The sequence below is a fragment of the Sphingopyxis sp. GC21 genome (genome assembly GCF_025727575.1).
Classification (GTDB): Bacteria; Pseudomonadota; Alphaproteobacteria; order Sphingomonadales; family Sphingomonadaceae; genus Sphingopyxis; species Sphingopyxis terrae_A.
In genome coordinates this window covers 1349536-1361474 of the sequence record NZ_CP095845.1, presented here as the reverse complement: position 1 = coordinate 1361474, position 11939 = coordinate 1349536, and the positions used below count along the sequence as shown (strand labels likewise).

General features: G+C 64.4%; 12 protein-coding genes. 6 read left to right on the top strand and 6 right to left on the bottom strand.

What is annotated here, in order from left to right; translation table 11 throughout:
• The first annotated feature begins 79 nt into the window (after positions 1–79).
• A complete protein-coding gene (gene ispF, locus MU856_RS06505; RefSeq protein ID WP_263588620.1) occupies positions 80–1264 on the top strand; it encodes a 2-C-methyl-D-erythritol 2,4-cyclodiphosphate synthase in 1185 nt (394 codons plus the stop codon).
• Positions 1265–1267: 3 nt separating this feature from the next.
• Positions 1268–1825 carry a CinA family protein gene (locus MU856_RS06500; protein WP_040590758.1) on the top strand — a complete coding sequence of 186 codons (558 nt, stop codon included), beginning with the start codon at positions 1268–1270 and terminating at the stop codon, positions 1823–1825.
• Here MU856_RS06500 and MU856_RS06495 read toward each other — a convergent pair.
• Together MU856_RS06495 and lipA are read right to left on the bottom strand one after the other, a co-directional pair.
• Entirely contained in the window at positions 1768–2247 is a 480-nt protein-coding gene (locus MU856_RS06495) for a type II toxin-antitoxin system RatA family toxin (RefSeq protein WP_003051712.1), read from the bottom strand. The two genes, MU856_RS06500 and MU856_RS06495, sit on opposite strands and share 58 nt — an antisense overlap.
• A gap of 7 nt (positions 2248–2254) precedes the next feature.
• Entirely contained in the window at positions 2255–3208 is a 954-nt protein-coding gene (gene lipA, locus MU856_RS06490) for a lipoyl synthase (RefSeq protein ID WP_003051716.1), read from the bottom strand.
• Positions 3209–3244: 36 nt separating this feature from the next.
• Here lipA and MU856_RS06485 point away from each other — a divergent pair, with 36 nt between their 5' ends.
• Positions 3245–3883, top strand: coding sequence for a carbonic anhydrase (locus MU856_RS06485; RefSeq protein ID WP_003051719.1), 639 nt, complete (start codon positions 3245–3247; stop codon positions 3881–3883).
• A gap of 48 nt (positions 3884–3931) precedes the next feature.
• Entirely contained in the window at positions 3932–5275 is a 1344-nt protein-coding gene (locus MU856_RS06480; RefSeq protein ID WP_003051722.1) for a chloride channel protein, read from the top strand.
• Between the two features lie 57 nt (positions 5276–5332).
• Here MU856_RS06480 and MU856_RS06475 read toward each other — a convergent pair whose 3' ends face one another.
• The 3 genes from MU856_RS06475 to ettA form a co-directional block, all read right to left on the bottom strand.
• A complete protein-coding gene (locus MU856_RS06475; RefSeq protein WP_263588619.1) occupies positions 5333–5776 on the bottom strand; it encodes a hypothetical protein in 444 nt (147 codons plus the stop codon).
• Positions 5777–5905: 129 nt separating this feature from the next.
• The gene (locus MU856_RS06470; RefSeq protein WP_263588618.1) at positions 5906–6349 is read right to left on the bottom strand and encodes a PaaI family thioesterase; all 444 of its coding nucleotides are present in this window, start codon (positions 6347–6349) and stop codon (positions 5906–5908) included.
• Between the two features lie 5 nt (positions 6350–6354).
• The gene (ettA, locus tag MU856_RS06465; RefSeq protein WP_003051732.1) at positions 6355–8034 is read right to left on the bottom strand and encodes an energy-dependent translational throttle protein EttA; all 1680 of its coding nucleotides are present in this window, start codon (positions 8032–8034) and stop codon (positions 6355–6357) included.
• A 134-nt stretch (positions 8035–8168) separates the two neighbouring features.
• Here ettA and MU856_RS06460 point away from each other — a divergent pair, with 134 nt between their 5' ends.
• Together MU856_RS06460 and MU856_RS06455 are read left to right on the top strand one after the other, a co-directional pair.
• Positions 8169–9530: a M28 family peptidase gene (locus tag MU856_RS06460; protein ID WP_263588617.1), complete on the top strand. Its 1362-nt coding sequence runs from the start codon at positions 8169–8171 to the stop codon at positions 9528–9530.
• A 146-nt stretch (positions 9531–9676) separates the two neighbouring features.
• Positions 9677–9928, top strand: a complete 252-nt coding sequence (locus MU856_RS06455; protein ID WP_003051737.1) for a hypothetical protein — start codon at positions 9677–9679, stop codon at positions 9926–9928.
• A 114-nt stretch (positions 9929–10042) separates the two neighbouring features.
• Here the strand turns inward: MU856_RS06455 and MU856_RS06450 are convergent, their stop codons facing one another.
• A complete protein-coding gene (locus tag MU856_RS06450; protein ID WP_263588616.1) occupies positions 10043–11902 on the bottom strand; it encodes a CshA/CshB family fibrillar adhesin-related protein in 1860 nt (619 codons plus the stop codon).
• Between the last annotated feature and the right edge of the window lie 37 nt (positions 11903–11939).

Here is an 11939-nt window from a genome sequence, read left to right as displayed (position 1 = left end):
GAATTGCCTAAATTTTGTGCAGCCACTACACGCTAAGGCGCTTTTCCGCAAGCCGCGGCTGCGCTAACCGGCGCGCGTCATGACCGACTCCGCGCCCCTGCCGTCCGGCTCCGTCGCTGTCGTGCTGCTCGCCGGCGGCGTCGGCGCGCGCGCTGGCTTTGCGCTTCCCAAGCAGCTTGTCCCGATCGGCCGCAAATCCGTGCTGCGCTGGAGCCTCGATGCGTTCGCCGCGCACCCGGCCATCGGTGCGGGCGTGCTCGTCGGCGATGATGACGTCGTGGCGGCGGCAGGCCCCCTGCCCGCCAGCTGGACGACCGCTGCGCCGGGCATCGAACGCCAGCAGTCGGTCGCGAATGCGCTGGGCGCACTGGCCGACTGGAGCGACGATGCGATCCTCCTCGTCCATGATGCGGCGCGCCCCGGCGTTTCGGCGGCGGTAATCGACCGGCTGCTCGCCGCCGTGGCGGAGGGGGCTGTCGCGGCGACGCCGACGCTGCCCGTTCCCGATACGCTGATAACCGAGGTTGACGGGGTGGCGGGTGACGTCACCGACCGCAGCCGACTCGCGCGCGTCCAGACGCCGCAGGCCTTCCGGCTCGGTACGCTGCGCCGTGCTCACGCGGGTGCCGGCGACGAGGCGGCGACCGACGATGCGCAACTCGTCCGCCGGCTCGGTCATGCTGTGGCAACGGTTCCAGGCGACGCGCGGCTGCACAAATTGACCTATGCCGACGATCTCATCATTCTGTCCGCCCTGCTCGGAGGAGGCAAAGCCGCGATGCGTACCGCCGTCGGTATGGGTTATGACGTTCACCGCCTCGTTCCCGACAAGCCGCTGTGGATCGGCGGGATTGAAATCGAGCATAGTCATGGGCTTGAAGGGCATAGCGATGCCGATGTCGCGCTCCACGCGCTGACCGACGCGATCCTCGGCGCGCTGGCCGATGGCGATATCGGGGACCATTTCCCGCCGAGCGATCCGCAATGGCGCGGGGCGGCGTCATGGCGCTTCCTGGCCTTTGCAGCCGAACGGGTCGCGGCGCGGGGCGGACGGATCGCCCATGTCGATCTGACGATCATCGCCGAAGCGCCGAAAATCGGCCCGCATCGCGTCGCGATCCGCGCGCGCCTGTCCGAAATTCTTGCGATTTCGATTGAAACCATTAGTGTGAAGGCAACAACCACCGAGCGGCTGGGCTTTACGGGCCGCCGCGAAGGGATCGCCGCACAGGCCATCGCGACTTTAGAACTTCCGGAGAATTGAACCTTGCCGTCCGCCGTCGAAACGCGCCAGACCGCGCGCGAAGAAGCCGCCACGTCCGTTCTTGCCGCCAATCGTGCGGCGGGGCGCCGCGTTGCCATCGCTGAAAGCTGCACCGGCGGCATGGTGTCGGTGGCGCTCACTGACATTCCCGGTAGTTCCGATGTCTTCAGCGCCGGATTCATTACCTATTCGGCCGACGCCAAGAAGCGCCAGCTCGACGTCAGCAGTGAAATTCTGGAAACCTTCGGTGAGGTGTCGCTGGCGACCGCCTGGGCGATGGCCGCGGGCGTGCTGGCGAACAGCGACGCCGATGTCGCGGTGTCGATTACCGGGATCGCCGGCCCCGGCGGCGGATCGGACAAGAAGCCGGTGGGCATCGTCGTGTTTGCGCGCGCGCTGCGCGGCCAGGATCCCGATGATTATTTCACCCAGCGGGTGCAGTTCGATTCGACCGATCGCGCGACGATCCGCCATCACGCGACGATGTTCGCGCTCGACCTGCTTCAGCCCGACAAGGACGCGCTGCGTCCGTCGGAGGATGTCACGCTTCCCGCACCGTAAAGCGCATCGGCGCGCGTTTCGAACGCCGCGATCATCTTGCGGAGCGCCTTGTCGAACATCTGCCCGGCCAGCGCCTCGAAGACGCGGCTGCGGAACGAGAAATCGACCATGAAGTCGACCTTGCACCCGCCGCCGTCGAGCGGCGTGAAATGCCATTCATTGTTGAGGTGGCGCATCGGGCCGTCGATATAATCGACGATCACCTTGTCGGGCGCGCGCTTGTGGACGCGGCACGAAAAGCTCTCGCGCAATCCCTTGAAGCCGACGATCATGTCGGCCACCGCCTCGCGATCGCTGTCGGCGCGGACGCGCAGCGCGACCACCCACGGCAGAAATTCGGGATAGCGCGCGATATCGGTCACGAGCGCGAACATCTGTTCGGCGCTATAGGGCAGCTCGCGCGTTTCGTGATGCCTCGGCAATGCGGCGTCAGTCCGCCTTGGCGCGCGCGAGCTGGGCTTCACGTGCGGCGCGCATCTTCGCGAAATCGTCGCCCGCATGATAGCTCGACCGCGTCAGCGGCGAAGAAGCGACCTGCAGGAAGCCCTTGGCGCGGGCGATCTGCGCATAGGCATCGAACGCCTGCGGCGTCACGAAGTCGATCACTTTCGTATGCTTGGGGGTCGGCTGGAGATATTGCCCCATCGTCATGAAGTCGATGTCGGCGCTGCGCATGTCGTCCATCACCTGATGCACTTCCATCCGCTCTTCGCCGAGCCCGAGCATGATGCCCGATTTGGTGAAGATCGACGGATCGCGGCGCTTGACGCTTTCGAGCAAGCGGAGCGACGCATAATAGCGCGCACCGGGGCGGATCGTCGGATAGAGCCGCGGAACCGTCTCCAGGTTGTGATTATAGACATCGGGCCGCGCATCGACGATCGCGGCAACGGCATCGTCGGGCTTGTTGCGAAAGTCGGGGGTCAGAATCTCGATCGTCGTCTGCGGCGTTTCGCGGCGCAGCGCCTCGATCACCTTGACGAACTGGCTGGCGCCGCCATCGGGCAAGTCGTCGCGGTCGACCGAGGTGATGACGATATGGGTCAGCCCCATCTTCGCCGCCGCGGCCGCCGTATGTTCGGGTTCGAGCAGGTCGACGGGGCGCGGCATGCCGGTCTTGACGTTGCAGAAGGCGCAGGCGCGCGTGCAGGTATCTCCAAGGATCATCACCGTCGCGTGCTTTTTGGTCCAGCACTCGCCGATGTTCGGGCACGCCGCTTCCTCGCACACCGTATGCAGATTGAGGTCGCGCATCAGCTTGCGCGTTTCGGCATAGCCGGGGCTGGTCGGCGCCTTGACGCGAATCCAGTCGGGTTTGCGGGCGCGATCGGACGGTTTTTGCAACGGAGCGTTCATGGCGCCCACATAGGCGCACACGCACATCTTCTCAACCGTCCATCCTGTGCTAAAGCGCGCGTCATGACTCGCTTTGCAGAACTGATCGACGGCTATCGCCGTTTCCGCGCCACCGGCTGGCAGCAACAGCGCGACCGGTGGGATGAATTGGCCGAGGGCCAGTCGCCGAAGGTGATGGTGATCGCCTGTTCGGACAGCCGCGTCGAACCGTCGCAGATATTCGACACCAATCCGGGCGAGATATTCGTCGTGCGCAATGTCGCCGCGCTCGTCCCGCCCTTTGAAACGACGCCGGGCCGTCACGGCGTATCGGCCGCGCTCGAATTTGCGGTGCAGTTTCTGAAGGTCGAGGAAATCGTCGTGATGGGCCACGGGATGTGCGGCGGCTGCCACGCGGCGCTGCACCGGACGATGGAGGGTGCCGAACCGGGCCGCGGCGGCTTCATCGCCGACTGGATCGCGCTGCTCGACGATGCGAGCGCCGACGTGCGTGCGGCGCATCCCGACTATGACAATCGCGTAGCGGGCCGTGCGATGGAGATGGCGGGCGTGAAGGTCAGCCTCGACAATCTGCGCACCTTCCCGTGCATCGAGGAGAAGGAAAAGCGCGGCACGTTGCGGCTGCGCGGCGCCTTTTTTGCGATCAGCGACGGCGTGCTCCACATTCTCGATGAAAAAACTGGAGAATTTTCGCCCGCCTGACCCCGCCAGGGGTTGCGCTCCCCCGCGCGGGGGTCCAACAGGCGCGCCATGCTCTCCAAGCCCAACCTGCCGCGCTGGATGCGTCTGTGGCAGTTGCGCGCAGGCCGGCGCGCGCGCAGCGAGGTCGTCGATATCCGGCGGCGCGTCGCGATGGTGGGCGGGGCGCTGCTGCTCGGCTTCGTCGCCCTCGTCTTTGCAGCGGCGGGCGACAAGGTTCAGCGGCTGATCTTTCAGATATCGGCGGTCGCCTGGTGGTTGCCGCTGCTCATCACGCCATCGGTATTCGCGCTGATCGTTTGGCTCACCAACCGCTATGTCCCCGATGCGCGCGGATCGGGCATTCCGCAGATCATCGCGGCGGGTCGCTATCCCGATCAGGCGGCCGACGGCCCGCTGGTGTCACTCAAAACCGCCTTTGCCAAGCTTGCGCTGACGCTGACGACGCTTGCCGCCGGCGGATCGGTCGGGCGTGAGGGACCGACGGTTCAGGTCAGCGCGGCGATCATGGTCGCGATGCACCGGCTGCTCAAGGTCCGCATTTCCGCCGGGGTGTTCATCGCCGGCGGTGCCGCGGGGGTCGCCGCAGCCTTCAACACGCCGCTCGCCGGGATCGCTTTCGCGATCGAGGAACTCGCCTCCGCCTATGAACAGCGCGTCGCGGTGCTGACGATGGGCGCGGTGATGATCGCCGGTCTCGTCAGCCTCTCGGTTGCGGGCGACTATGTCTATTTCGGCGCGATGCGCGAGACGCTACCTGTTGCCGACGTGCTGTTGATCGCGCCGATCGCCGGGATCGGCGGCGGTTTGGCCGGCGGACTCTTTGCGCGCATCGTGCTGGCGGCGAGCGACCGTTCTGCCGACTGGGCGCGCAAGGCGGCGGCGCGCCCGATCCTTTTCGCAGCCGTTTGCGGCCTCGTCGTCGCGGGGGTGAGCATCGCGACCGGCGGCGCGACGTGGGGCACCGGCTACGACGTCACCAAATTCCTGGTCGAAGGCAACCACGGCAAGCTGTGGTTCTTTCCCGCCAAGTTCGTGACCGCGCTCGCCTCGACGTTGAGCGGCGCGCCGGGCGGCATTTTCGCGCCTTCGCTCGCGGTGGGCGCCGGGTTCGGCAACCTGTTGACGCCTGCCTTTCCGGATAGCCCGACCGGCGCGGTGGTGATGATGGGCATGGTCGCCTATTTCGTCGGGGTGGTGCGCGCGCCGCTGACCGCCGTCATCATCCTGATTGAAGCGACCGCCGCGCGCGGCGTGATCCTGTCGCTGTTCGCGACGGCGCTGATCGCCGACTGGACGAGCGCGCAGGTCTGCCCCACCCGCCTCTATCATGGGTTGTCGAAGAGGATGATGCCGACGAAGCAGAAAGCGTCGGCTACGCCATCGGAGGGCTAAATTCCGGGCGCCGGGTGGCGGCTTTGGGGTGGGGAGCGGACTGACCGCTTCTGTTTTTCACCGGAGATTTGGTGATAGCTCTATCCGAGGAAGTATGCTTCCCCCGACGCCTCTTAAGCCCGACTTTCCCCAGACTATCGGCACCAGTTGCCGCATCATCTTGCCGTTGGTTTCTTTGAATCCTCCAAAAACGTGAATTAGTGCTTCGTTCGGACCGTTGCAGCCGATCTCGACCCGGTCCAAAACGTGAAGGGGCGCGATGGCGGCGTTGATTGCTGACCGATCATCCTTCGAAAGACGCCGCGAAAATCCTTCAATTGTAACGACAGAAACCACAGAGCGCTGTCGGTCAAACTCCGCCGTTACTCGGCCTGCCTCGGGACAGACGACGGAAACACGGTCGCTGTTTGCGATTGGGGCGTAGGATGACCAATCCTCCATCGCGGTTAGTGGCGGCGGCGGGGAAGCCGTCTGGGCCAAAATAGCCACGATGAAGTGCATTAACAATGTATCATCCTCATGCCGGAACCATCGATAATCGTCTTATCGCGGGAACATAAACGATCTGTAGAGCCCTCGGGAATGTCTGCAAGCGGTCGTAACCGGCCATTCGCCTGGATATACACCCGCCTAGGGAATAGCGTAGGTCACGTTCGCCTGTCCGACCGGCTTGTCGGGATCGTCGGTCCACACGCGGACATCCATCACCGCGAGCCGCTTGCCGAGGCGCAGCATATAGGCGTCGGCCATGACCGGTCCCGGTCGGCACGGGCGCAGGAACTGATAGTTGAGCGCGCTCGTCACCGCCATCGCGACGGGGCCGATATGGGCGAGGACGAGGGCGTAGGCGGCCATATCGGCAAAGCCCATCTGCGTCGGGCCGGAAATCAGCCCGCCGGGGCGCAGCGCCTTGTTGTTGGGGTCGATGCGCGCCTGGATATGGCCCGGCGCGGCCGCAACGACATGGCCACGCGACCCCGGTTCGGAGTGGGGGAAGGCTTCGGCCATGAAGGCGTTGAGCGCGTCCGCATCCATGCGGATCGCGCTCGCCGAGATGGGCGCCTTCCCCGCCACGATTTTTAGCGCGACAGCTTCTTGTAAGTGGTCGCGTGCGGGCGCGTCGCTTCGTCGCCGAGGCGGCGGATCTTGTCCTCCTCATAGGCTTCGAAATTGCCTTCGAACCATTCGACGTGGCTGTTGCCCTCGAACGCCAGGATGTGGGTCGCCAGACGGTCGAGGAAGAAGCGGTCGTGGCTGATGACCACGGCGCAGCCGGCGAAATTTTCGAGCGCTTCTTCAAGCGCCGCGAGCGTTTCGGTGTCGAGGTCGTTGGTCGGTTCGTCGAGCAGGAGGACGTTGCCACCCTCCTTCAGCATTTTGGCCATATGAACGCGGTTGCGTTCGCCGCCCGACAGCATGCCGACCTTCTTCTGCTGGTCGCCGCCCTTGAAGTTGAAGGCGCCGACATAGGCGCGGGTTTGCATCTGATGCTTGCCGATCGTCATCAGTTCGTGCCCGCCCGAGATTTCTTCCCAGACATTCTTGTTGGGGTCGAGCGCATCGCGGCTCTGGTCGACATAGCCGAGGCGCACGGTGTCGCCGATCACGACCTCGCCGCTGTCGGGGGTTTCCTGACCGGTGATGAGTTTGAACAGCGTCGACTTACCCGCGCCGTTCGGCCCGATGACGCCGACGATGCCGCCCGGCGGCAGGGTGAAGGACAGATCTTCGAACAATAGCTTGTCGCCATAGGCCTTTGAGACATTGTGAACCTCGATCACCTTGCCGCCCAGACGTTCGGGCACCTGAATGACGATCTGCGCCTTGCCGGGTGTGCGGTTCTCCTGCGCTTCAACGAGCTGGTCGAAGCTCTTGATACGGGCCTTGGACTTGGCCTGGCGTGCCTTGGGCGACTGCCGGATCCATTCGAGTTCGTCCCGGATCGCCTTCTGACGGCCCGCTTCCTCGCGCGATTCCTGTTCGAGGCGCTTCGCCTTCTTTTCCAGATAGGTCGAATAATTGCCCTCATAGGGGAAATAGCGACCGCGATCGAGTTCGAGGATCCAGTTCACGACATTGTCGAGGAAGTAGCGATCGTGGGTGACGAGGATGACGTTGCCCGGATAATCAACGAGATGCTTTTCGAGCCAGGCCACGCTTTCGGCGTCGAGGTGGTTGGTCGGTTCGTCGAGCAGCAGGATCGATGGCTTTTCGAGCAGCAGGCGCGTCAGCGCAATACGGCGCTTTTCACCGCCCGACAGGCTTTCGACGCCCCAGTCGCCCGGCGGACAACGCAGCGCTTCCATCGCGATTTCAAGCTGGTTGTCGAGCGTCCAGCCGTCGACCGCGTCGATCTTTTCCTGCAACTCGCCCATTTCGGTCATCAGCGCGTCGAAATCGGCATCCTCGGGCGGATCGGCCATCAGCGCGCTGATCTCGTTGAAGCGGTCGAGCATGTCGGCGACGGGGCGGACGCCGTCCATGACATTTTCCTTCACCGTCTTCGTCGGATCGAGTTCGGGTTCCTGCGCCAGATAGCCGAGGGTAATCCCCTCGCCCGGCCACGCTTCGCCGGTGAAATCGGTATCGATGCCCGCCATGACTTTCATCAGCGTCGACTTGCCGGTGCCGTTGGGCCCGACGATGCCGATCTTCGCATCCGAATAGAATTGCAAATTGATGCCGTTGAGCACCGGCTTTTGCGCGCCGGGATAGGTCTTGGTCAGACCCTTCATCACGAAACTATATTGGGCGGCCATGAAATGCTCCGAAACTGGCTGGGCCGCGCAGCGCGCGGCCGGAAGAGAATGAGGTCGCGGGCCGGTTAGCGAATGGGCGCGCGCTTGGCAATCGACGCTTGCGGCAGGGCGTATTGGTTGGTTAGGACAGAGGCATGACACATCGCCGCACCATCGCCCGCCTGACCGGCCTCGCCGCTTGTCTTTTGTCCACCGCCGCCCTTGCCGCGCCGAGCGCCGTCGAGATGGCGCAAACGGGTGAAGACCCGGCACTCAAGATCACCGAAGACCTCACGACCGAGATCGGACCGCGCATGGCGGGGACCGAAGCCGAGGCCGCTGCCCGTAAATGGGCGGTCGAACGGCTGCGTTCAATGGGCTTCGCCAATGTTCGTGAAGAAGCCTATACCATGCCGGTCTGGGTCCGCGGCGCCGAGGCGGCCGAACTCACCGGACCGTTCCACCCCCAGAAGCTCGCGATCGCGGCGCTCGGCAATAGCGGTTCGACCGGTGCCGGCGGCGTCGAGGGCGAAATCGCCTATTTCCCGAGCTTCGACGCGCTGAAGGCCGCGCCCGATGCCGCGGTCAAAGGCAAGATCGTCTTCATCGATAACCAGATGAAGGCCGCACAGGACGGCAGCGGCTATGGCTATTTCGGGCGCGGGCGCTTCGTCGGGCCAAACGCAGCCGCCAAAAAGGGCGCCATCGCCATTGTCATCCGCTCGATCGGCACCGACAGCCATCGCAATCCGCATACCGGCGTGACCAATTTCGAAGCCGGTGTCACGCCGATCCCCGCGGGTGCCATCTCCAATCCCGACGCCGACCTGCTGGTCCGGCAGTGGCAGCACGGCAAGCCGCTGCGCCTGAAGCTGTTGCTGACCCCGAAAACTCTGGGCGACCAGCCGTCGGGCAATGTCATCGCCGAAGTCCCCGGCAGCGATCCCAAGGCGAGCCCGGTCATCATCGCCTGCCATCTCGACAGCTGGGATCTCGGCACCGGCGCGATCGACGATGCGGCGGGCTGCGGCATCATAACGGCCGCGGCGAAGAATATCATGGCCGCGGGGCAGCCGCGGCGGACGATCCGCATCCTGTGGGCCGGTGCCGAAGAAGTCGGCGTGTTCGGGGGCAAGGCCTATTTCGACGCCCATGGCAAGGAACGTCATGCCGTTGCCATGGAGTCGGATTTCGGTGCCGACCGCGTCTGGCGCGTCGATTTCAAGCTGCCCGAGAGCGCAGCCGGACATGCCGACCGCATCGCCGCCTCACTCGCGCCTTATGGAATCACCCGCGGAAAGCTGCCTGCGGGTGGCGGCGCCGATGTCGGCGCCCTGATCGATTCGGGGGTGCCGACCATCGACCTGCAACAAGATGGGACACGCTATTTCGATATCCACCACACGCCCGACGACACGTTCGACAAGGTGGATCCCGCACAAATCCGCCAAAATGTGGTCGCCTGGACGGTAACGATCGGGCTGCTTGCAAATAGCGCCGATGCCGAGCTACCATGACGGTCAGCGCGGGGTAATCAGAACAGGGCGCGCCTGCCATCTCAATTATTTTTGTTGACGATTGGTACGGAACGTCTAAATCCCGCCGCTCGCGGGACGGGAAAGTTTCCCCAGCGCGGAATGGCATTTTAGGGAGCCCACACATCATGAAGAAGTTTGCTGCTATCGCTGTTGCTGCCAGCATGTTCGCCCTCGCCGCTTGCGGTGAAAAGGCTGCTGAAGAAGCGACCACCGAAGCTCCGGCTGCTGACACCGCTGCTGAAGCTGGTGCGGACACCGCCGCTATGGCTGCTGACTCGGCTGCTGCTGCTGCCGACACGGCTGCTATGGCTGCTGACACCGCCGCTGCCGCTGCTGACTCGGCTGCGACCGCTGCCACGGCAGAAGAAAAGAAGTAAGTCACAGCCCTTCGGGGCAATGACCGAAACAAAGGGCGGTCTTCCTTCGGGAAGGCCGCCTTTTTCTTTGCGCGCTGCTTTTTCGCCTCTGTCAGCCTGGGTGCGCGCTCCAGCTCAGTTGATCCGGCCCTCGATGCTCAGCGTGAAGCTGGTGGGCGTGCCGGTCGATCCCGCCATGCTGCCCTGCGGCCGCAGACAGACATAGCGCACCGCAGGATCATAGGCGGCCACCGGCGAATAGGTGCAGGCGGCAAAGCTCGCTGGCGCGGTTGCGGCATTGGAATAGCGGATATCGCTCGCGGCGCTGAAGGTCAGCGCGCTCGTCGGCGACCCCTGGGTGAAAACCGGCGACGCGGCGGTCCCGACGCTGATCTGCGCCGGCAAGCTGTCGACGATAAGCACGCTGTTGCTGTCGGTCGCAGTCGGGCCGCTGTTCTGGACGGTTAAGCTGTAGCGAACGATCGCGCCCGGTATCGCCTTCGGGTTCGCCGTGCCGTTCACCGGGTCCGATACCAGCATCGAACTTTTGGCGATTGCCAGCGTGGCGTTCGATCCGCGCTTGGTATTGGTGATGACGCAGGCGATCACGTCACCCATTTGCGGCGTCACACTGCCGCCCGCGGCTGTCGGCAGGACCGTCGAAGAGGTCGCCGCATTGGTGCAGCTCATCGTCGCCGTATACTGACCCAACGTCGTCGTCCCGGCTGCCGCTTCCGACAGGCTGTACGCCGTGCCGGCGCTCAGCTGTACCTGCGGCGTCGAGCCGTTCGATACGGTCGCCCCGCTGCCCGTCGTGGTCGTGGTGCCGACCACCGTGGCACCCTGCGCGATCGTCAGCGTGAACTGGTCGCCGCTGAACTGACGGCCGGACGCTGCCAGAGCCTTGGTCAATGTCAGATGCGGATAAGGCGTCTCGGTAAAGGTGCATTGCACCGCATCGCCGAACTGGAGCGATCCGAAATTATAGGCGGTGGTGACGACATTGGTTGGCAGCGGTGTGCTCGAACCGGTTGCCGTGTTGGTGCAGGTCAGCACCGAGCGATAATGCGACAGGCTGTTGACGCTGCCGGCGGCCATCGTCTGGTTCAGCGTCAGCGGGATCGCCGCCGAGCTCGACAGCGCGGCCGAGGTGAAGGGACCAAGGCCGGTGCCGCTCGACGTCCCCGTTGCCAGCGTCGATCCCGTTCCCGTCGTGTTGACCGAAAAGGTGAACTGGTCGGCCGGGTTGGCGCGTGCGCCCGAAATCTGCGTGTTCAGCCGGATCGAGGCGAAGCGCACCGCGAACATCGCGCCTTGCAGCCCCCCGCCTACCAAAGTCGTGGTCACCGACGTCGGCGATGTCGACCCCATGATATAAGCACCCACGGTTCCCGCGGCGCCCGTTCCGGTGAAGCTGTTCGTTCCCGTCCCCGATGTCGTCGGAAAGGTGCTGCCGCTGATCGGCCCGGCGCGATCGAGCTCCTGCCAGTTGCCGCCATTGGTCTGGAACTGCAGCGATTCGCCTTCGTTGCTCGACTCGCCGTCGGCGGCGACAAACATATAGGCGCTGATCGTCCCGGCTGCGGGCGGCGTCAGCGCGATGCTGCTGATTGCGATGGTCGTTGTTCCGGCCGCGGTCTGATACATGATAGGACGCCCGGCGATGCCAAGAAAAGCCGTATTGCCGACCGCACTGCCCGACCAGGACGGCGATGTAGCGGCGGTCATCGCCGCCCCCGATACCTTGAGGTTGAAGCTCATCACCGTGCCGTCGGACAGGGTGAAGGAAAAATTCTGTCCGGACGCCGATCGCGCCGTCGTTTCGCTGTAACCGGTAAAGTCGAGCCAGCAATAGGTCTGCCAATCGGCGGGCCCGGTCGATCCCTGAGCGGTCGCGTAATAGCAATTGGCCGCCATTGCGGGACTCGCAGCGCATAGTGCTGCAAACAGCGCCGCCAGCGCCGCGAACAGTTTCTTCAGACTGCCGCCGGTCATCTCGATATCTGGTCCCTATCTCGACCCACGAGCATAG